Here is a 19609-nt window from a genome sequence, read left to right on the forward strand (position 1 = left end):
CGCATGGACTACATCCTCAACCTGCTGTCCTCGCTCACCCAGGAGGCACTCGCCCCGACGACCGCGGCGTTCGCGCTGGCCGCGATCGGCCTGAACGTGCACTTCGGGCTCACCGGCCTCGTGAACATGGGCCAGGCGGCGTTCCTGCTGCTCGGTGCCTACGGATTCGCGATCTCGATCACGAACGGACTGCCGTTCGTGATGGCGGTCCTCATCGCCCTGCTCGTCGCGATCGTGTTCGCGATCATCCTCGGCATCCCGACCCTGCGGTTGCGCGGCGACTACCTGGCGATCGTCACGATCTCCGGCGCCGAGATCATCCGCATGGTGGGCCGCTCGAGCCTGCTCACCTCGACCACGGGCGGCTCGAACGGCATCACCGGGTCGAGCTACCGCGACCCGTTCACCGCCCTCAGCCCGCTGCCCGACGGCACCACCACGATCCTGTGGTTCACGTACGCGAACAACGGCGTCAACGGCTGGTGGATCCGCATCGCGGCGTGGGCGATGGTCGCCCTGTTCACCCTGGTGCTCTTCCTGCTCATGCGCAGCCCGTGGGGCCGCGTGGTGAAGGCCATCCGCGAGGACGAGGACGCCGTCCGCTCGCTCGGCAAGAACGTCTACTCGTACAAGATGCAGGCGCTCGTCTTCGGTGGGGCGCTCGGTGCGATCGCGGGCATCATCTACGTGCTGCCGAGTTCGGTGCAACCGGACGCCATGGGCCGCTCGATGACGTTCTTCATCTGGACGGCGCTCATCCTCGGTGGTGCGGCGACGGTGTTCGGACCGGTGCTCGGAGCCGTGCTCTTCTTCGTCGTCCGGCTCTTCATCCGCACGCTGGCCGGCGACTTCATCCCCGACTCGATCATGAACGCGCAGCAGGCCGAGCAGTTCTCGTACGTGCTCGTCGGCGTCGCGCTCATGCTGCTCATCGTGTTCCGTCCACAGGGGTTGCTCGGCAACAAGAAGGAGCTGACGTTCAGTGTCTGAGACCTACGGCCACCCCAAGGCCGACCCGATCCTCACCGTCGACGACGTCACCCGCCGCTTCGGGGGCATGACCGCCGTGGACGTCGACCACCTCGAGGTCCAGCGCGGCTCCATCACGGCCCTGATCGGCCCGAACGGCGCCGGCAAGACCACGTTCTTCAACCTGCTCACCGGGTTCGACAAGCCGAGCCCCGGAGCGAAGACGCAGTTCGACGGCGCCACGCTGCAGAAGACGAGCGCGACGCACATCGCGAACAAGGGCATGGTCCGCACCTTCCAACTGACCAAGGCGCTGTCCCGGCTCACCGTGATGCAGAACATGCTCCTCGGCGCTCGCGACCAGCCCGGCGAGAACTTCTTCGCCGCCCTGGTCAAGCCGGTGTGGGCGAAGCGGGAGCGCGAGATCACGGCCAAGGCCGAGGACCTGCTCGCCCGGTTCAAGCTCGACACCAAGGCGGACGACTACGCCGGTTCGCTGTCCGGCGGGCAGCGCAAGCTGCTCGAGATGGCCCGTGCGCTGATGTCCGACCCGACGATGATCATGCTCGACGAGCCGATGGCCGGCGTGAACCCCGCGCTCACCCAGTCGCTCCTCGGGCACATCCAGTCCCTGCGCGACGACGGCATGACCGTGCTGTTCGTCGAGCACGACATGCACATGGTCCGGCACATCTCGGACTGGGTGGTCGTGATGGCCGAGGGCAAGGTCGTCGCCGAGGGCCCGGCGGACACGGTGATGGACGACCAGGCGGTGATCGACGCCTACCTCGGTGCGCACCACGACACCGACCTGGGCGACGACTCGCTCCTCACCGAGGAGACCTTCGAGGAACTGGCGGAGGAAGTCGCCGAAGAGGACGCAGCAGAGGAGACGACCCGATGACGGACGCAACGGACCCCACGAACGCGAGCAGTGCCTCCAGTCCGTCCCCGGCGGCCACGCTGGAACGCGAGCCGGTGCTCAGCGCGAAGAACCTCGTCGCCGGCTACCTGCCGGGCGTGAACATCCTGAACGGCTGCGACCTGGACTGCTACCCGGGCGAGCTCATCGGCATCATCGGGCCGAACGGCGCGGGTAAGTCGACGCTCCTCAAGGCGCTGTTCGGGCTCGTTTCCATCCGCGAGGGATCGGTGACCCTGCAGGGTGACGACATCACGAACCTCAAGGCGAACAAGCTCGTGCAGGCCGGTGTCGGCTTCGTGCCGCAGACGAACAACGTGTTCCCCTCGCTGTCCATCGAGGAGAACCTGCAGATGGGGCTGTACCTGCGGCCGGGGAAGTTCGCCGAGCGGCTCGAGGTCATCTACGACCTGTTCCCCGTCCTCGCGCAGCGGCGCAACCAGCGGGCCGGATCGCTCTCGGGCGGGGAGCGGCAGTCCGTCGCGATGGCCCGTGCGCTGATGATGGACCCGAAGGTGCTGCTGCTCGACGAGCCGAGCGCCGGGCTGTCCCCCGTGCGCCAGGACGAGACGTTCCTGCGGACCCGCCGGATCAACAAGGCCGGTGTGTCGATCATCATGGTGGAGCAGAACGCGCGACGCTGTCTGCAGATCTGCGATCGTGGGTACGTGCTCGACCAGGGGAAGAACGCGTACTCGGGCACCGGGAAGGAACTCGCTGACGACCCCAAGGTCATCGAGCTCTACCTGGGGACGCTCGCCAAGGACGTCGACGCACAGCGCTAGCGCTGTCGTCGGCTGCGGGTACCGCTGTGGGGGTGGTATCCGCGACGGGTGGGGCCGTGCGTGGTCGCTTCGCGCCGCACGGCCCCGCTCCTGTACCCGGCCTGGAGGCACGACCCACCCTGCGCGGGTCGGTATCGTTCCGCGGGTGCGCACCTCCGGACCCCTCGTGCTCGACGCCCTCGTCTGGCTCGTGTTCATCGCGCTCTTCGTCGGGGCGGCGTTGCTCGTCAAGGTCGCGTCCGTGCTGCTCGTCGTCCTCGTGGTGCTCGCGCTCCTGCTCGGCTTCGTGCTGCGGGTTCTCCGGAAGCGCCGACGGGCCCCGCGCCGCCCGCGCTGACGACTCCGCCCGCACCGTCCGGCCCGTGCACGCCCCAGAGCCCGCCCGGTAGGCTGTCGGAGTGAGCGAAGTCGAGATCGGTGCAGGCAAGCGCGGACGTCGGGCGTACGCGTTCGACGACATCGCGGTGGTCCCCTCCAGGCGGACGCGTGACCCGCGCGACGTCAACGTGCAGTGGTCGATCGACGCGTTCACGTTCGCGTCGCCGATCCTGTCGGCGCCGATGGACTCCGTGTCCTCGCCGGCGACGGTCATCCAGATGGGCGAGCTCGGCATCCTCGGTGTGCTCGACCTCGAAGGTCTCTGGACCCGCTACGAGGACCCGACCCCGTACTACGACGAGATCAAGTCGCTCACCGACGGCAACGTCACGAAGCGCATGCAGGAGATCTACTCCGAGCCGATCAAGGCCGAGCTGATCACCGCACGCCTGGCCGAGATCCGCGCAGCCGGGGTGCCGGTCGCCGGCTCGCTCAGCCCGCAGCGCACCCAGGAGTTCTCGAAGACGGTCGTCGACGCCGGCGTCGACCTGTTCGTCATCCGCGGCACCACGGTCTCGGCGGAGCACGTCTCCCAGACCGAGGAACCCCTCAACCTCAAGAAGTTCATCTACGAGCTCGACGTCCCGGTGATCGTGGGCGGTGCCTCGACGTACACGTCGGCGCTGCACCTCATGCGCACCGGCGCCGCCGGTGTGCTCGTCGGCTTCGGTGGCGGCGCAGCGTCGACCACCCGCGCCGCGCTCGGCATCCACGCCCCGATGGCCACCGCCGTCGCCGACGTCGCGGGCGCCCGTCGTGACTACCTCGACGAGTCGGGCGGCCGCTACGTGCACGTCATCGCCGACGGCGGGCTCGACACCGCGGGCGACATCGTCAAGGCCATCGCCGTGGGCGCCGACGCCGTCATGCTCGGCACCGCACTGGCCCGTGCGACCGAGGCCCCGGGTGGTGGCTACCACTGGGGTGCCGAGGCGCACCACCCCGAGCTGCCGCGCGGGCGCCGTGTCCAGGTGGGGACGATCGCGCCGCTCGAGAACGTCCTGAACGGCCCGACGCCGACCCATGACGGCCGCGCCAACCTGGTCGGGGCCCTGCGCCGCTCGATGGCGACGACCGGATACTCCGACGCCAAGGAGTTCCAGCGAGTAGAAGTGGTCGTGGCGCCGTACCACCAGTGACGGTGGCACCCGGGCACGAACCCGGGTGACGCCTCGGCGCCGACCGTGACCCGGAGGCGACGATGGCGAAGTCCAGCACGACGAAGCAGACCAGCACGGCCGGACGTCCGCGTGACGTCGCGCCCGGCGTGGGGTTCGACCCCGCGGCGAAGCTCGGACCGGACGAACGTGCGGCCGCGATCGAGACCTTGAAGACCAAGGAGCTCGACGTCCTGGTCGTCGGTGGCGGCATCGTCGGGGCGGGCAGTGCGCTCGACGCCGTGACCCGCGGCCTGAGCGTCGGCATCGTCGAGGCCCGCGACTGGGGCTCCGGCACGTCGAGCCGCTCGTCCAAGCTCGTGCACGGCGGCATCCGTTACCTCGAGCAGCTCAACTTCGCTCTCGTCCGCGAGGCCCTCATCGAACGCGGCCTGCTGCTCCAGCGCATCGCCCCGCACCTGGTGAAGCCCGTGCGCTTCCTCTACCCGCTCAACCACCGGGTCTGGGAGCGCTTCTACATCGGGATCGGCATGTCGATGTACGACGTGTTCAGCTGGTCCGGCGGCCGTCCGCCCGGCGTCCCGCACCACCGGCACCTCAGCCGGAAGCAGGTGCTCAAGAACATGCCAGGGCTCAAGAAGGACGCCTTCGTCGGCGGTATGACGTACTACGACGCCCAGGTCGACGACGCGCGCTACGTCGCGTCGCTCGTGCGCACCGCGGCGTCGTACGGCGCCGAGGCGGCGAGTCGCGTCCGCATCGAGGGGTTCATCAAGGTCGGGGAGCGCGTGGTCGGCGCGCAGGCCCACGACATCCAGACCGGTGAACGGTTCGAGATCCGTGCGAAGCAGGTCGTCAACGCCACCGGTGTCTGGACCGACGACACGCAGGCGATGATCGGCACCCGCGGCCAGTTCAAGGTGCGGGCGTCGAAGGGCGTCCACCTCGTGATCCCCCGGGACCGGTTCCAGTCGAACACGGGCATGATCCTGCGCACCGAGAAGAGCGTGCTCTTCGTCATCCCGTGGGGTCGGCACTGGCTCGTCGGCACGACCGACACCGACTGGTACCTCGACAAGGCGCACCCGGCAGCGACCGCGGCGGACATCGACTACATCCTCGAGCACGTCAACAAGGTGCTCGCCGTCCCGCTGACCCGCGAGGACGTCGAGGGCGTCTACGCCGGCCTCCGCCCGCTGCTGGCGGGGGAGTCCGACCAGACCTCCCAGCTCAGCCGCGAGCACGTCGTCGCGCACACCGTGCCCGGGCTCGTCGTCGTCGCCGGCGGCAAGTGGACCACCTACCGGGTGATGGGGAAGGACGCCATCGACGAGGCCGTCGCGGCCATGGACGGCAGGATCCCGGAGTCGACGACCGAGGACATCCCGCTGCTCGGCGCCGAGGGCTACCCCGCCGCGTGGAACCGACGTGCCCGCACCGCGCGGAGCTGCAACGTGCACAAGGTCCGCATCGAGCACCTGCTCAACCGGTACGGCACCCTCGCGACCGAGGTGCTGCAGCTCGTCGAGCAGGACCCCGCGCTCGCCGAGCCGCTGCCGGGGGCCGACGACTACATCGGCGCCGAGGTCGTCTACGCCGCCTCGCACGAAGGTGCCCTGCACCTGGAGGACGTCCTCGCCCGCCGCACCCGCATCTCCATCGAGGCCTGGGACCGCGGCGAGTCAGCAGCGCCCGTCGCCGCGAAGCTCATGGCGGACGTGCTCGGGTGGGACCAGGAGACCACCGAGCACGAGGTGTCGAACTACCTGAAGCGCGTCGCCGCGGAACGGGAGTCGCAGCTGCAGCCCGACGACGAGAGCGCGGACCGCGTGCGGCTCGAGGCCCCGGACATCGCCTTCGGCTTCGACGAGGACGACGTGGTCGTGGGCGGCGGCCGCTCGGACGGCGCCGAGGGCGCGAAGGCCTCCGACGAGCAGGTCATCGGCGAGAAGACGAGCGAGCCGGAGTAGCGAGTCGGAGTAGCGAGTCGTCACCGACGCGACCGGCGTCGCGGACGCGCACGGGCCTCCAGGCCGGAAGACCGGACTGGAGGCCCGTGGTGCGTCCGTCAGACGGCGCGCGCCCGCACGGCGGCGCGGCGCGCGTGCGCCGCCTGGCCGACCACGAGCACCACCGGGATCGCGATGAGCGCGACGAGGCTCGTCACGTACAGCACGCCGGCCCAGATCGTGTGGTCACCACCGTCGGTACCGAAGCCGTCCGCGACGTCCATCCCGAGGGCGAACCCACTCCAGAACGACGCCGGACCACCGAGCACGACCACGGCCAGCAGCACCGCGGCGATGACGTGGGTCGGTGCTCGGGTGACGAGCAGCAGCACCGACAGCCCGGCGGCGAGCACGACCCCGACCGAGGCCAGCGCGATCACGACCACGATGTCGGTCTGCACGTGGAAGCCCTGCTGCGTGAGCTCGGCGTGGATCTCGGCCAGGGTCGCACCGGGGACCGCGGCGAGCGGGTCCAGCACCAGTGCGTTCACCGCCAGCAGTGCCGCGTACAGCGCGACGACCAGCACCCCGACGACGGCGACGACGATCCGTGATCTCCCCATCCACAGAACAGTAGTGCGCGGAATGCGTGGGACCACCGGATGGTTAGCATGGGGGTACTCGAAGAGGGAGCCATCATGGTCGACGTCCATCGCGTCAAACTCCCCGGAGTCGGCGTGCTGCACAGCTTCTACACCGACGACGGTGGCAAGTGCGGTGTCATCACGCACCGGTCGGGTCACTCCGACCTCATCTCGTTCGCCGACGTTTCCGACGGGGCGGACAAGTCCGAGAAGGTCTCGCTGCGTCTCAGCGAAGACGAAGCGCACACACTCGCCGAACTGCTCGGTGGCACCCGGATCACCGAGGGCCTCGACAAGCTCGACGAGATCCCGGGGTTGTCCATCGACTGGTTCTCCGTCGACTACGACGACGCCATCGCGGGCAAGCCCCTCGGCGACCTGCACGACTCGGGCTTCATCGGTTTGACCGTCGTCGCCGTGGTCCGTGGCGACAGCGCCAACCCGGCGCCCTCGTCGGACTTCGTCGTCTTCCCCGGGGACACGATCGTCGTCGCCGGATCCCCCGAGAAGGTCGCCAAGGCGTTCTCCTTCTACCGCAGCGGAGAGCTTGCGGCCGCATCGGCCGAGGCCCCGCGGAAGAGCTAGCGCATGCACCTGGGTGGTGAGCTGCTCACCATCGGTGTGCTCTTCGTCATCGCCTACGTCCTGGGACGGCTCGGCAAGACCATCGGTCTGCCGGCCATCCCGATCTACATGGTGGTCGGACTCGTTGCGAGTCCGAACACGCCGTGGTTCGGGCTGAGCGTCGAGTCCCACACGATCGAGCTCATCGCGACGTTCGGGCTCATCCTGCTGCTGTTCAACCTCGGGCTCGAGTTCGACCAAGAGGAGTTCTACGGCAACGCGGGCAAACTCCTGGTGTCCGGCGGCACCTACGTCGTCATCAACATGGGCGTGGGGTTCGCCTTCGGGTTCTCGCTCGGATGGGGCACCCGGGAAGCCCTGATCATCGCGGGCATGACGGCGACGTCCTCGAGCGCCATCGTGACGAAGCTGCTCATCGAGCTCCGGCGCCTGGCGAACGACGAGACCCCGATGATCCTCGGTGTCACCGTGATCGAGGACGTCTTCATCGCCGTCTACCTGGCGATCGTCTCCGTCGTGCTGTCCGGCGACACCAACGTCTGGGCCGTCGTCGGCAAGCTCGCACTCGCGTTCGGGTTCCTCATCGTGATGTTCACGCTCGCGCGCTTCGCGGGCAAGTGGGTCTCGAAGATCTTCGCCACCCGTGACGACGAGCTGTTCACGGTGCTGTTCTTCGGACTCGCGGTCATGTTCGGCGGCATCGGCGACCTGCTCGGCGTGACCGACGCGATCGGTGCCTTCGTCATCGGCCTGCTCTGCGGAGCGACCCGGTACCGCGATCGCATCGAACAGCTCGCCCTGCCGATGCGCGACGTCTTCGCCGCGTTCTTCTTCGTCAACTTCGGGCTCGGCCTCGACCTGTCGACCTTCGGCGAGGTGCTCTGGCCCGTCCTCGGCGCGATCGGCATGACGGTCGTGCTCAACGCGGTCGCCGGGCAGATCGTCGCCCGGATGAACGGCTTCAACGTCCAACAGGGCATCAACACCGCCGTCATCCTGGTGAACCGTGGCGAGTTCGCGCTGATCCTCGCGACGCTGTCGGCTGCCGCCGGGCTGGAGGCGCGGATCACCGCCTTCGCGGGCCTCTACGTCCTCTGCATGGCCGTCCTCGGGCCGCTGCTCGCGGTGAACTCGGACCGGATCGGCCGCCTCGTGGTGCGCCCGGGTCGGCTCATCCGCCTGCGCGGACGCTTGGGCGGCCGACGTGCCGTCGCCGCCGCAGCCGCAGCCGAGAGCGCCGAAGCGGCCGAGGCCGAGGCGGACGCCACCGCCGCGGCGCGGAAGGCCGAGCGGGACCGCCAGTTCGCCGAGGAGTTCGCCCTCGTCGAGGCTGCTGGCAGGGACGAGCGAGACAATGAGGGGTCCGAGCCGACGTCCGCCCCCGTGACGTCGCCGGTCGAGATCCCCGCCGAGCGCCCCGAGCGCCCGGTCCGACAGCGTGATCCGGAGTACTGATACAGATGTGGGCCGTTGCCCGACGACCGAGGTGGATCGCGCTGCTGTTGCTGGCGCTCGTGCTGGCGGCGGTGTTCGCCGGGCTGGGCAAGTGGCAGCTCGAGCGCTCGATCGCCAATGGCAAACCCCTGCCGGCGACCACCGAGACCCGCCGCACGCTCGAGGCGGTCACCACCCCCGAGCGCCCCGTCAGCGAGAGTCTCGCCGGGCAGAAGGTCACCGTCACCGGGACCTTCGTCGCCGACGACACCACCGTCCTGACCGGCCGCACCGGGGGTGGCGAGTACCAGACCGTCGGCCACCTGGTGGACTCGGACGGTGGGGCGAGCCTCCCGGTCGTCATCGGGTGGTCCGACCAGCGGTCGGCCGCCGTCGCCGGGGGTGAGCGCCTGGCGGACGGGCAGACGCTCACGATCCAGGGTCGCTACTACCCGGCCGAGTCGCCCGACCAGGACGCCTACAAGGAGGGCGAGTACTCCGCAGTCGCCCCCGCCCGGTTCGTGAACACCTGGCAGGCCTTCGACGACCGCATGTACCTCGGGTACGTCGTCGCCGACGGCACCACCGCGAAGGCCGCCGACCTCGGCGCCATCGCCGACCGTGCACCGTCGCGCGAGGTCCAGTTCGACTGGCTCAACCTGTTCTACGCGATCGAGTGGGTCGTCTTCGCCGGCTTCGCCGTCTTCCTCTGGTACCGCTTCGTGAAGGACGCCTGGGAGCGCGAGCAGGAAGAGGAGCGCGAGGCAGCGCTCGCCACCGAAGCCGACGTGCTGCAACGGTAGGATTGCCGGCATGGCCCTGACCGTCCGAACCCGTGACATCCCCAAGATCCCGGGGGCGGTGAAGTGGTACCGCGTCTCGGCGTACATCACCGGTGTGCTGCTGCTCGCCCTGGTGGTCGAGGTCATCATCAAGTACACGCCGCTGCAGCTCGAGATGCAGCTCGGCAACGGCCCGTTCTTCGTGCCCAACGGCACGGCGGGCGAGACCCCGGGTACGTTCAACCTGTCGATCGCGATCCTCATCGCCCACGGCTGGCTGTACGTGCTCTACCTCTTCACGGACTTCCGTCTGTGGAGCATCATGCGTTGGAGGCCGTCGCGCTTCCTGCTCATCGCCCTCGGGGGCATCATCCCGTTCATGTCCTTCGTGGTCGAACACCGCATGCAGCAGCGGGCCATGGACACCTACCACGAGCTGATCGCTGCCCAGCAGCGTGAGAAGGAGGCCGCTCGGTGAGCGAGACCGAACAGCGTCCCGTCCTCGTCGTCGACTTCGGGGCCCAGTACGCGCAGCTCATCGCGCGTCGGGTCCGTGAAGCGAACGTCTACAGCGAGATCGTGCCGCACTCCATCACCGCGGACGAGATCCGCGCCAAGGACCCGGCGGCCATCGTGCTGTCCGGCGGTCCGTCGTCCGTGTACGAAGAAGGCGCGCCGTCGCTCGACGGTGACATCCTCGACCTCGGCGTCCCCGTGCTCGGCATCTGCTACGGCTTCCAGGCCATGGCGACCGCCCTCGGCGGTGAGGTCGCGAACACCGGTCTGCGCGAGTACGGCGCCACGGACGTGACCCTCGCCCCCGGCACCAGCACCCTGCTCGGCGACCAGCCGGCGGACCAGGTGACGTGGATGTCGCACGGCGACTCGGTGGCCAAGGCACCGGCCGGCTTCGAGGTGCTCGCCTCGAGCGCATCGACGCCCGTCGCGGCGTTCGCATCCGACGAGCGCAAGCTCTACGGCGTGCAGTGGCACCCCGAGGTCAAGCACTCCGTGTACGGCCAGGCCGTGCTCGAGAACTTCCTGCACCGTGCCGCGGGCCTGCCCGGCGACTGGAACTCCAGCAACGTCATCGAGGAGCAGGTCGCCCGCATCCGCGAGCAGGTCGGTTCCGCGCGCGTCATCGCCGGGCTCTCCGGTGGTGTCGACTCCGCCGTCGCCGCAGCCCTGGTGCACAAGGCCGTCGGCGACCAGCTCACCTGCGTCTTCGTCGACCACGGGCTCCTGCGTGCCGACGAGCGCAAGCAGGTGGAAGAGGACTACGTCGCCTCCACCGGTGTCCGGCTCATCACGATCGACGCCGAGCAGCAGTTCCTCGACGCCCTCGCCGGCGTGAGCGACCCCGAGCAGAAGCGCAAGATCATCGGGCGCGAGTTCATCCGCACGTTCGAGGGCGCGGCCGAGGCACTCGTGCTCGAGGCGCAGGCTTCCGACTCCGATGCCGAGGTCAAGTTCCTCGTGCAGGGCACGCTCTACCCCGACGTCGTCGAGTCCGGCGGCGGAGCGGGCACCGCGAACATCAAGTCGCACCACAACGTCGGCGGCCTGCCCGAGGACATGACGTTCGAGCTCGTCGAACCCCTGCGCACCCTGTTCAAGGACGAGGTCCGTGCGGTCGGCCGCGAGCTCGGACTGCCCGAGGTCATCGTCGGGCGCCAGCCGTTCCCCGGCCCGGGCCTGGGCATCCGCATCGTCGGCGAGGTCACGAAGGAGCGGCTCGAACTGCTCCGCGCGGCCGACAAGATCGCCCGCGAAGAGCTCACCGCGGCCGGCCTCGACCAGGAGATCTGGCAGTGCCCGGTCGTGCTGCTCGCCGACGTCCGCTCGGTGGGCGTGCAGGGCGACGGCCGGACCTACGGACACCCGATCGTGCTCCGTCCGGTCTCGTCGGAGGACGCCATGACCGCCGACTGGACGCGTCTGCCGTACGACACCCTCGCGAAGATCTCGAACCGCATCACGAACGAGGTGCCCGACGTCAACCGGGTCGTGCTTGACGTCACGTCGAAGCCGCCGGGGACGATCGAGTGGGAGTAGGGCTCCCCTGAGTCACGGAAGGCCCGGTACGCGTCACGCGTGCCGGGCCTTCGTGCGTGCGGGGGTGCGTCGCGGAGGTGCGGGCGTGGGCGCTGCCGGAGCCGTGTTCGTGGGTGCTCCCGGGGGCCGTCGAGTGGTCACAACACCCCGCGGGCCCCGTGCCGAGTGGTCAGGAAGTGTCGGCTGGCCCCGGCCCGGGCGACGCTTCGTGACCACTCGGCGGGCGACCGGCGGGGTGTTGTGACCACTGGGTCCCACTGTCGCCGCCGGCCAGGGAACGACGAAGGGCCCCGGCAGCGCCGGGGCCCTTCGCGTGTGCGGTGGTACTAGTTGCGCGAGCTGCTCGCGAGGATGGCGAGGATGCGCAGGATCTCGAGGTACAGCCAGACGATCGTGACGATCAGGCCGAACGCCGCTGTCCAGGCGTAGATGCGGGGAGCACCACGACGGACGCCGGTCTGGATCTGGTCGAAGTCGAGGATCAGCGAGTACGCCGCCATGACCACGACGAGGATGCCGATGATCACGCCGAGCGGGATGCCGAAGATCGTGATCCCGAGGGCACCGAACGCGGTGTCCGTGACGCCGGTCCACATCAGGACCAGGTTGATGAGCGAGAACACCATGTACCCGACCATCGCTACGAGGAAGAAGCGCGTGGCCTTCGGTGTGGCGCGGACCTTGCCCGATGCGAACAGCGCGAGCGTCACGGCGAAGACACCGAGCGTCCCGAACACCGCCTGAGTGACGATGCCACCCCACATCGAGTTGTACGCGCCGGAGATGCCACCCACGAACAGACCCTGGACGAACGAGTACGTCAGGATCAGGCCCGGTGACGGCTTCTTCTTGAAGGTGTTCACGAGGCCGAGCACGAGGCCGACGACCGCCGCGACGATCCAGACGATCGGCGGCAGGTTCCAGCCGGCCACCGCGCCGACGACGAGCACGCCGAACGCGAGCAGCGTCTTGACGATGGTGTCTTCGTACGACATGCGGTCTGTGTCCACCGGGGACGCGGTCGGGCGGTCGTACATGTACTGCAGCTGCTCGGGGGTCATGCCGCCCTGGGCCTGCTGCGGGGTCTGTCCCCAGCCGGCCTGCTGCTGACCAGCACCGCGCCCGCCCCAGGTGTTTGCCCCCTGTGCGTTGAAGGCGGGGGACTGGTCGAAACCGGGCTTGAAGGCCATGGTGTCCTCTTCCTAGGAGATTCGAGTCCTCTCAGCCTAGGGGCGCTCGGTCGCGGAAGGCTGAGGATTCGCGGCGAGCGGACGCGGGCCCAGCGGGCCCCGTCGAGGGAAGCCTAGGGTCGCCCGCTGCACGCGCGCCCCGAGGACGTCGAGAGTCCGCCGTCGAGCCAGCCGAGTCTGCCCGCCCGGACGACAGCGCCGGGTAGAGCCAGGTGACGAGCGCGACCGAGATCGTCATGAGCAGGAACCACGCCACGATCTTCGTCGGCGCCACCGGCTGCCACACCGCGAGCTGCGCCGGGTAGCTCCACGCCCCGGCCCAGGTCGCGACGTTCTCCGCCGCCCAGACGAACACCGCGACGAGGCCCATCGCCACGAGCACGGGCATCCGCAGTGTCGCCCGGTGGATCCGCACGTGCATGGTCGTGCGGGCGAAGAGCAGCAGCACGAGCGCGAGCAGCACGTACCGGGCGTCGGCGACGAAGTGGTGGCCGAAGAAGTTCAGGTAGATCCCGCCCGCCACGACCGCCAGCAGCCACTGCCGCGGGTACCGGTCGAACCGCAGGTCGGACAGCCGGTAGACCCGCACCATGTACGACCCGACCGCGCCGTACATGAACCCCGAGAACAGCGGCACTCCGGCGACGACGAACAGCCCGCCCGGCTCGTAGGTCCACGAGCCCATGTGGGTCTTGAACACCTCCATCGCGGTGCCGACGACGTGGAACAGCAGGACGACCCGGAGCTCACGCACGGTCTCGAGCCCGAACACGAGCATGCCGACCTGCAGCAGCACGGCCGCGATGGTCAGCACGTCGTTCCGCATCGCCGCCGGCACGGTCAGGTGCACCACGGCCATGGTCGCGAGCAGCATCGCCCCGAACGCGCACGCCCAGGCCTGCTTCGCGCCGAACACCAGGAACTCGGTGACGAACACCCGGACGGGCCGGTGCGGCTGGTGCCCGGCGTCGAGCAGACGGCGTGCAGCCCGGTCGATCCGGGCCTCGACGGCGGTGGAGAGCGAACGGACGGTCATGCGGTGATGCTCGGCGCAGTCGCTGGGAACGACGGCCGCCGGAGCGACGCGTGTGTCCCGCGACACAGGCGCCCCGCTGGTCACCCGCGGCAAGTAGGGTCGCGCCATGACCCTCGTGATCGCCCACCGCGGTGCGTCCGGCTACCGTCCCGAGCACTCGCGGAGCGCGTACGACCTCGCGATCGAGCTCGGCGCCGACGCGATCGAACCGGATCTGGTGCCCACGAAGGACGGCGTTCTGGTGCTCCGGCACGAGAACGAGGTCTCGGGCACCACGGACGTCGCCGACCACCCCGAGTTCCGGCACCTGCGCACGACGAAGACCGTCGACGGGCAGACCCTGACCGGCTGGTTCACCGAGGACTTCACGTGGTCCGAGCTGCAGACGCTCCGCACCCGCGAGCGCCTGCCGGTGCTGCGGCCGGGATCCGCCGAGCACGACGGTGCGCAGCCGATCCTGCGGCTCGTCGACCTGCTCGCGATCCTCGACGCGGCGCCCCGCCCGGTCGGGCTCGTCGCCGAGGTGAAGCACGCCGCGTACTTCGACCGCGCCGGGTTCCCGATGGGTGCACTCGTCGACGCCGCGCTCGGCGAGGCCGGGTGGCGGCAGGACGAGCGGCTCACGGTGGAGAGCTTCGAGAAGGGCGTGCTGCGGGACCTGCGCGAGCGGGGGACCGGTGGCCGGCTCGTGTACCTCCAGGAGGCCCGTGGCAGCGCCGCGGACGAGGTCGCGTCCCACGGGTCGCTCGCCCCCACCTACGCCGCCGAGCGCTCCGAGGACGCGCTCGCGTCGTTCGCGACCGAGTTCCACGGCATCAGCGTCGACCTCGGCACCCTGATGGCCGGCGTCGACAGCGTCGCGCTCGACGACCCGACGCCGGTGCGCAGCGCGATCGTCGACCGTGCCCACGCCGCCGGACTCGCGGTGTACACGTGGACCCTCCGGCCGGAGAACCGGTTCCTGCCGTCGCCGTTGCGTCGTGGTGGCGACGTCGCGGCCTTCGGCGACTGGGAGCGGTGGTTCACCTCCGTGATCCGCACCGGACTCGACGGGGTGTTCGCCGACCACCCCGACCTGGCGGTGCTCGCCCGGTCTGCTGTCGGGGGTCCCGCCTAGACTGTCCCGGACATGACGATCGTGCTCGACCCCTTCGAATCGACGCCCGAGCCGGGCGCCGGTGCCCGCGCGTACGAAGACCCGTTCACCGCGGGTCTGAACCCCCAGCAGAAGGAAGCCGTCGAGTACCGCGGCGAGTCCCTGCTGATCGTTGCCGGCGCCGGTTCCGGCAAGACGAGCGTGCTCACCCGCCGCATCGCGCTGCTGCTCGCCAACCGCGAAGCCTGGCCGTCGCAGATCCTGGCGATCACCTTCACGAACAAGGCCGCCGCCGAGATGCGCGAGCGCGTCCGGGCCCTGGTCGGTGGCGAGGCCGAGGGGATGTGGATCTCCACGTTCCACTCGGCGTGCGTGCGCATCCTGCGGCGCGAAGCCGAACGGTTCGGGTTCCCGCAGTCCTTCACGATCTACGACTCCGCCGACTCCAAGGCGCTGCTGAAGCGGATCATCAAGGAGCTCGAGGCCGACTCCCTCGGGCTGACCGTCGGCGCCGCGGCGTCGAAGATCTCGAAGCTCAAGAACGAGCTGCAGGACATCGACACCTACGCGCGCAACATCAACGTGAACGACCCGCAAGAGGTCATGTTCACCGAGGTGTTCCGGCGCTACACGAACGAACTCCGCCGGGCGAACGCGTTCGACTTCGACGACCTCATCGGCCAGACGGTGTTCCTGTTCCGCGCCTTCCCGGACGTCGCCGCCCTGTACCAGCGCCGCTTCCGGTACATCCTGGTCGACGAGTACCAGGACACGAACCACGCCCAGTACGCCCTGATCCGCGAGCTCACCCGCCCGGTGCCGGTCGAACAGGTGGACAAGCTCGAGGACTCCGGGCAGCACGTCGCCCGGATGCGCGAGACCGACGGCTCGATCGCCCCCGCGTCCCTGACGGTGGTCGGCGACTCCGACCAGTCGATCTACGCGTTCCGCGGGGCGGACATCCGCAACATCGTCGAGTTCGAGCGGGACTTCCCGAACTCCAAGACGATCCTGCTCGAGCAGAACTACCGCTCGACGCAGAACATCCTCGACGCGGCGAACGCCGTCATCGCGAACAACTTCGACCGCCAGGCGAAGAGCCTGTTCACCGACGTCGGCGCCGGCGAGAAGATCGTCGGCTTCACCGGGTACACCGGCCACGACGAGGCGCAGTTCGTCGCCGACGAGATCCAGCGCCTGCGGGAAGACGGCATGGACTACCGCGACATGGCGGTGTTCTACCGGACCAACTCGCAGACCCGTGCGCTGGAGGAGATCTTCATCCGTGCGGCGATCCCGTACCGGGTGCTCGGCGGCACGAAGTTCTACGAGCGCGCCGAGATCAAGGACGCCATGGCGTACCTGATCACCGTCGCCAACCCGGCCGACCCGATGGCCCTGCGCCGCATCCTCAACGTGCCCAAGCGCGGCATCGGCTCGGTCACCGAGACCACGCTGCAGCGCTACGCCGACGAGCACGAGACCACGATGCGCGACGCCCTGCGACACGCGGGCGAGCTCGGGTTCGGACCGAAGGTGCGGAACGCCATCACCGAGTTCGCGGCGCTGCTGGACTCCGTGTCCGAGAAGGCCCCGTCGCAGCCGGTGGTCGACACTCTGACACAGCTGCTCGACGGCTCCGGGCTGCTCGACAACCTGCGGAAGTCGCCCGACGCGCAGGACGCGGCCCGTGCCGACAACATCGACGAGCTCGTGGCCGTGACGCGTGAGTTCCAGAAGAACAACCCCGAGGGCACGCTGTCGGACTTCCTGACCGAGGTCTCGCTCGTCGCCGCGGCGGACGAGCTCGACGACTCCTCGGGCACGGTCTCGCTGATGACGCTGCACACCGCGAAGGGTCTGGAGTACGACGCGGTGTTCCTGACCGGCGTCGAGGAAGACCTGCTCCCGCACCGGATGTCCGCCAACGAACCCGGCGGGCCGTCGGAAGAGCGACGGCTGTTCTACGTGGGCATCACGCGCGCCAAGAAGGTCCTGTTCCTGTCCCTCGCGATGACCCGTGCCCAGTTCGGTGACGTCAACGTGGCGATGCCCTCGCGCTTCCTGCAGGAGATCCCCGAGGGGCTCATCGAGTGGAAGCAGTCCCCGGGCATGGCGAACAGCCGCGGTGGCACGCAGCCCCGTGCCCTGAACGCCAAGCGCGACGGCGGCTTCGGCGGCGGCGGTGGCGGCTACCGCGGCGGTGGTGGTTGGGGTGGCGGCTCGTACGACCGCGCAGCGGCGGCCTCGAAGACCCGCCCGAAGACCGAGTGGGCGAACCGGGTGTCCGGGCAGGTGCGCGACAACGGCGACATGGAACTCGTCCCGGGCGACCGCATCAAGCACGTCGACTTCGGTGAAGGCACGGTGTCCGCGGTGACGGGGCAGGGTGCCAAGCGCATCGCGGAGATCGCGTTCGACTCCGCGGGCCGCAAGAAGCTCCTCATCAAGATCGCCCCGATCGAGAAGCTGTAGGAGCCCTCACCGGTCCACACCGAACCGGCAGCCGCAGCCGGTCTGGAGTTCACGGAACGGACCCGGGGCGTTCCCCCGCGATCCGTACGGTGCGGTGCTGTGGAGAACAGCCCTGACGACCGCGACGGCACCGACGACCACGCCGGAGAGCGCAGCAAGCGCATCCCGGTCTCCCGCCGGGGCTTCCTGGTCGGATCCGGGCTCGCCGGTGCCGCCGGTCTCGTGGCGTCGAACGGCCTCGGCAGCGCCCCGGCCGTCGCCGATGCGCTGACCGCGGGACCCGCCGTGGCTCCGGCGGTGCTCGGCGGACCGGTCGCGGCCGCTCAGGCTGCGGTGGTGCGCGGACACACCGGACGGTGGCGCCCGGACACGACCTCGCCGCGCTTCACCGTCGCGGTGATGCCGGACACGCAGTACATGTTCGACGGCGCCGCGGTCGACCCGGCGCCGATGCGGGCTTCGCTCGAGTACGTCGTCCGCGAGCAGGCCCGGCACAACATCGTGTTCCTCGTCCACCTCGGCGACCTGACCCAGAACGGTGCGGCGTCCGAGATGCGCGCGTCCGGTGCGGTCTTCGACGTGCTCGACCGAGCCGGGGCGCCCTACAGCGTGCTCGCCGGCAACCACGACGTCGATCCCTCGACCGACGACCAGCGCGGCCGGACCCCGTACCTCGACGTGTTCGGTCCGCAGCGGTTCCGGAAGGCCCCCGGCTGGATCGGCTCGAGCCCGGACGGGTACAACACCGCTCACCGGTTCACCGCGGCCGGCCGCGAGTGGGTCGTCCTGGCGCTCGACTGGCGGACGAGTGCGAGCGGGCTCGCCTGGGCCAGCTCCGTGCTCGCGGTCCGGCCGCACGCTCCGGTGATCCTCACGACGCACGCCCTCGTCGACTCGGACGCCAGCGGCGGGGCGGCGTTCGACCCCTACGGGCAGCGGCTCTGGGACTCCTTCATCACGAAGCACGACCAGGTCTTCCTGACGCTCAACGGGCACTACTGGGGGCCGGGACGCACGACGGCGAAGAACGCCGTGGGGCACGACGTCGCGCTGCACCTGACCAACTACCAGAACCGCTACTACGGCGGGGCGGCCATGATCCGGCTGTACCACGTCGATGTCGAGCGGAACGTCATCGACGTCGAGACGCTGTCGCCCTTCCTGCTCGCCGGCGGACTCGGCGACGCGAACGAGCTCGCAGCACAGGAGACCGCGCTCAGCGGCGACGTCGACCGCTTCACCATGGCCGTGGACTTCGACGCGCGCTTCGCGGGGTTCGCGCCGGTCGCACCACGGGCCTCCCGGCCGGCGGCACGCATGCTGGTGCCGGGGACGTTGGCGTACTGGCGGTTCGACGGCAACCCGGACGGGGCGGCGCTCGCGCCGACGACGCTGGTGCGCGACCAGAGCGGGCGGGGGAACGACCTGGTGGTCGCCCGCCGGACCGGTGCCGTCGCGGGGGCGCTGCGCTGGACGGCGGCACACCATCCAGACCAGCCGGGTGCCGGCAGCCTCGCGCTGCAGGGCGGCAAGTCCGGCGGCGACCACCTGCAGACCATCGACACGGCTCCGCTCAACCGGACCCGGTTCCCCCACGGCTACACGGTCGAGGCGTTCTTCGCCCTGCCGACCACGTTCGACCCGAGCGCGAACGGGTTCAGTGCCCTGCTGTCGCAGTACTCGAGCGCCGGCCAGGTGGGGAAGGCGACCGGGCCCGATGGTGACCCGGACGAGCCCGCCGTGACGCTGAGCCTGTCCGGGGACCGCGAGCTGCAGTGGTGCGTGTACCCGACGAGCCAGGACGGATCGCTGACGAACTGGGGGCACGAGTTGCCGCTCGGCGCCTGGTGGCACGTTGCCGTGGTGAACGACGGGACGCACACCGTGCTGTACGTCGACGGATGTCCGGTCGTGCGGAACCCGTCCACGCCGAACCGCGGTCTGAGCACGATCGGCAAGCCGTGGCTGCTCGGTGGGTACCGCTACGGCGGACAGCTCGACCAGGTGTTCGTCGGATCGATCGGCGACGTGCGCATCGTCGGCCGGGCCCTGCAGCCGAGCGAGTTCATGAACGCCTGACGCCCCGGCGGGCGGACGCCGACCCGCGCGGCGAATGGACGCCCGGCGCGTCCGGCAGACGGGCGTCTGACACGCCCGGCCTGCCAGAGCGCCCCTCGTTCGGGTGGCACGA

17 protein-coding genes are annotated in these 19609 nt (G+C 69.7%); 14 read left to right on the top strand and 3 right to left on the bottom strand.

What is annotated here, in order from left to right; translation table 11 throughout:
• Nucleotides 1-3 precede the first annotated feature (3 nt).
• The 6 genes from Q9R26_RS05705 to Q9R26_RS05730 all read left to right on the top strand — a co-directional run bounded on the left by Q9R26_RS05705 (nucleotide 4) and on the right by Q9R26_RS05730 (nucleotide 6142).
• Complete coding sequence (locus Q9R26_RS05705; protein WP_027466698.1) at nucleotides 4-990, top strand: branched-chain amino acid ABC transporter permease; 987 nt, start codon at nucleotides 4-6, stop codon at nucleotides 988-990.
• Entirely contained in the window at nucleotides 983-1873 is an 891-nt protein-coding gene (locus Q9R26_RS05710) for an ABC transporter ATP-binding protein (RefSeq protein ID WP_110859529.1), read from the top strand. The genes Q9R26_RS05705 and Q9R26_RS05710 overlap by 8 nt, the downstream gene beginning before the upstream one ends.
• The gene (locus tag Q9R26_RS05715; protein ID WP_259578984.1) at nucleotides 1870-2676 is read left to right on the top strand and encodes an ABC transporter ATP-binding protein; all 807 of its coding nucleotides are present in this window, start codon (nucleotides 1870-1872) and stop codon (nucleotides 2674-2676) included. Before Q9R26_RS05710 ends, Q9R26_RS05715 begins: the two co-directional genes overlap by 4 nt.
• Nucleotides 2677-2821: 145 nt before the next feature.
• The gene (locus tag Q9R26_RS05720; RefSeq protein WP_311226759.1) at nucleotides 2822-3013 is read left to right on the top strand and encodes a hypothetical protein; all 192 of its coding nucleotides are present in this window, start codon (nucleotides 2822-2824) and stop codon (nucleotides 3011-3013) included.
• A 61-nt stretch (nucleotides 3014-3074) separates the two neighbouring features.
• Nucleotides 3075-4193: a GuaB3 family IMP dehydrogenase-related protein gene (locus tag Q9R26_RS05725; RefSeq protein WP_182065723.1), complete on the top strand. Its 1119-nt coding sequence runs from the start codon at nucleotides 3075-3077 to the stop codon at nucleotides 4191-4193.
• A 62-nt stretch (nucleotides 4194-4255) separates the two neighbouring features.
• Nucleotides 4256-6142, top strand: coding sequence for a glycerol-3-phosphate dehydrogenase/oxidase (locus Q9R26_RS05730; protein WP_311226760.1), 1887 nt, complete (start codon nucleotides 4256-4258; stop codon nucleotides 6140-6142).
• A 98-nt stretch (nucleotides 6143-6240) separates the two neighbouring features.
• Here Q9R26_RS05730 and Q9R26_RS05735 read toward each other — a convergent pair whose 3' ends face one another.
• Entirely contained in the window at nucleotides 6241-6744 is a 504-nt protein-coding gene (locus Q9R26_RS05735) for a hypothetical protein (protein ID WP_182065725.1), read from the bottom strand.
• A gap of 75 nt (nucleotides 6745-6819) precedes the next feature.
• Here Q9R26_RS05735 and Q9R26_RS05740 point away from each other — a divergent pair, with 75 nt between their 5' ends.
• From Q9R26_RS05740 to guaA, 5 genes are read left to right on the top strand one after another with little or no spacing between them, the layout of a single operon-like run.
• Nucleotides 6820-7350, top strand: coding sequence for a cation:proton antiporter regulatory subunit (locus Q9R26_RS05740; protein WP_017885470.1), 531 nt, complete (start codon nucleotides 6820-6822; stop codon nucleotides 7348-7350).
• Between the two features lie 3 nt (nucleotides 7351-7353).
• The gene (locus Q9R26_RS05745; RefSeq protein ID WP_027466692.1) at nucleotides 7354-8805 is read left to right on the top strand and encodes a cation:proton antiporter; all 1452 of its coding nucleotides are present in this window, start codon (nucleotides 7354-7356) and stop codon (nucleotides 8803-8805) included.
• A gap of 47 nt (nucleotides 8806-8852) precedes the next feature.
• Nucleotides 8853-9587 carry an SURF1 family cytochrome oxidase biogenesis protein gene (locus tag Q9R26_RS05750; RefSeq protein WP_311226761.1) on the top strand — a complete coding sequence of 245 codons (735 nt, stop codon included), beginning with the start codon at nucleotides 8853-8855 and terminating at the stop codon, nucleotides 9585-9587.
• Between the two features lie 10 nt (nucleotides 9588-9597).
• Nucleotides 9598-10044 (top strand): DUF3817 domain-containing protein, encoded by a 447-nt coding sequence (locus Q9R26_RS05755; RefSeq protein ID WP_017885467.1) that lies wholly within the window; start codon nucleotides 9598-9600, stop codon nucleotides 10042-10044.
• A complete protein-coding gene (guaA, locus tag Q9R26_RS05760) occupies nucleotides 10041-11621 on the top strand; it encodes a glutamine-hydrolyzing GMP synthase (protein ID WP_027466690.1) in 1581 nt (526 codons plus the stop codon). The genes Q9R26_RS05755 and guaA overlap by 4 nt, the downstream gene beginning before the upstream one ends.
• Before the next feature lie 326 nt (nucleotides 11622-11947).
• Here the strand turns inward: guaA and Q9R26_RS05765 are convergent, their stop codons facing one another.
• Together Q9R26_RS05765 and Q9R26_RS05770 are read right to left on the bottom strand one after the other, a co-directional pair.
• Nucleotides 11948-12811, bottom strand: coding sequence for a Bax inhibitor-1/YccA family protein (locus tag Q9R26_RS05765; RefSeq protein ID WP_209134987.1), 864 nt, complete (start codon nucleotides 12809-12811; stop codon nucleotides 11948-11950).
• Nucleotides 12812-12842: 31 nt separating this feature from the next.
• Complete coding sequence (locus Q9R26_RS05770; RefSeq protein WP_311226762.1) at nucleotides 12843-13847, bottom strand: DUF817 domain-containing protein; 1005 nt, start codon at nucleotides 13845-13847, stop codon at nucleotides 12843-12845.
• 106 nt (nucleotides 13848-13953) lie between these two features.
• Here Q9R26_RS05770 and Q9R26_RS05775 point away from each other — a divergent pair, with 106 nt between their 5' ends.
• The 3 genes from Q9R26_RS05775 to Q9R26_RS05785 all read left to right on the top strand — a co-directional run bounded on the left by Q9R26_RS05775 (nucleotide 13954) and on the right by Q9R26_RS05785 (nucleotide 19497).
• The gene (locus Q9R26_RS05775) at nucleotides 13954-14964 is read left to right on the top strand and encodes a glycerophosphodiester phosphodiesterase family protein (protein ID WP_262127110.1); all 1011 of its coding nucleotides are present in this window, start codon (nucleotides 13954-13956) and stop codon (nucleotides 14962-14964) included.
• 12 nt (nucleotides 14965-14976) lie between these two features.
• Nucleotides 14977-17418, top strand: coding sequence for an ATP-dependent helicase (locus tag Q9R26_RS05780; protein WP_182065731.1), 2442 nt, complete (start codon nucleotides 14977-14979; stop codon nucleotides 17416-17418).
• A 99-nt stretch (nucleotides 17419-17517) separates the two neighbouring features.
• Nucleotides 17518-19497 carry a LamG-like jellyroll fold domain-containing protein gene (locus Q9R26_RS05785; protein WP_311226763.1) on the top strand — a complete coding sequence of 660 codons (1980 nt, stop codon included), beginning with the start codon at nucleotides 17518-17520 and terminating at the stop codon, nucleotides 19495-19497.
• Nucleotides 19498-19609: the final 112 nt, after the last annotated feature.

The organism is Curtobacterium sp. BRB10 (assembly GCF_031844325.1).
GTDB classification, from domain to species: domain Bacteria; phylum Actinomycetota; class Actinomycetes; order Actinomycetales; family Microbacteriaceae; genus Curtobacterium; species Curtobacterium poinsettiae_A.

Coding starts and splice junctions, on each gene's coding strand:
- Q9R26_RS05715 (WP_259578984.1), top strand. CDS start 1,870: ATGACGGACGCAACGGACCCCACGAACGCGAGCAGTGCCTCCAGTCCG.
- Q9R26_RS05755 (WP_017885467.1), top strand. CDS start 9,598: ATGGCCCTGACCGTCCGAACCCGTGACATCCCCAAGATCCCGGGGGCG.
- Q9R26_RS05775 (WP_262127110.1), top strand. CDS start 13,954: ATGACCCTCGTGATCGCCCACCGCGGTGCGTCCGGCTACCGTCCCGAG.
- Q9R26_RS05770 (WP_311226762.1), bottom strand. CDS start 13,847: ATGACCGTCCGTTCGCTCTCCACCGCCGTCGAGGCCCGGATCGACCGG.
- Q9R26_RS05730 (WP_311226760.1), top strand. CDS start 4,256: ATGGCGAAGTCCAGCACGACGAAGCAGACCAGCACGGCCGGACGTCCG.
- Q9R26_RS05765 (WP_209134987.1), bottom strand. CDS start 12,811: ATGGCCTTCAAGCCCGGTTTCGACCAGTCCCCCGCCTTCAACGCACAG.
- Q9R26_RS05735 (WP_182065725.1), bottom strand. CDS start 6,744: ATGGGGAGATCACGGATCGTCGTCGCCGTCGTCGGGGTGCTGGTCGTC.
- Q9R26_RS05780 (WP_182065731.1), top strand. CDS start 14,977: ATGACGATCGTGCTCGACCCCTTCGAATCGACGCCCGAGCCGGGCGCC.
- Q9R26_RS05705 (WP_027466698.1), top strand. CDS start 4: ATGGACTACATCCTCAACCTGCTGTCCTCGCTCACCCAGGAGGCACTC.
- Q9R26_RS05745 (WP_027466692.1), top strand. CDS start 7,354: ATGCACCTGGGTGGTGAGCTGCTCACCATCGGTGTGCTCTTCGTCATC.
- Q9R26_RS05740 (WP_017885470.1), top strand. CDS start 6,820: ATGGTCGACGTCCATCGCGTCAAACTCCCCGGAGTCGGCGTGCTGCAC.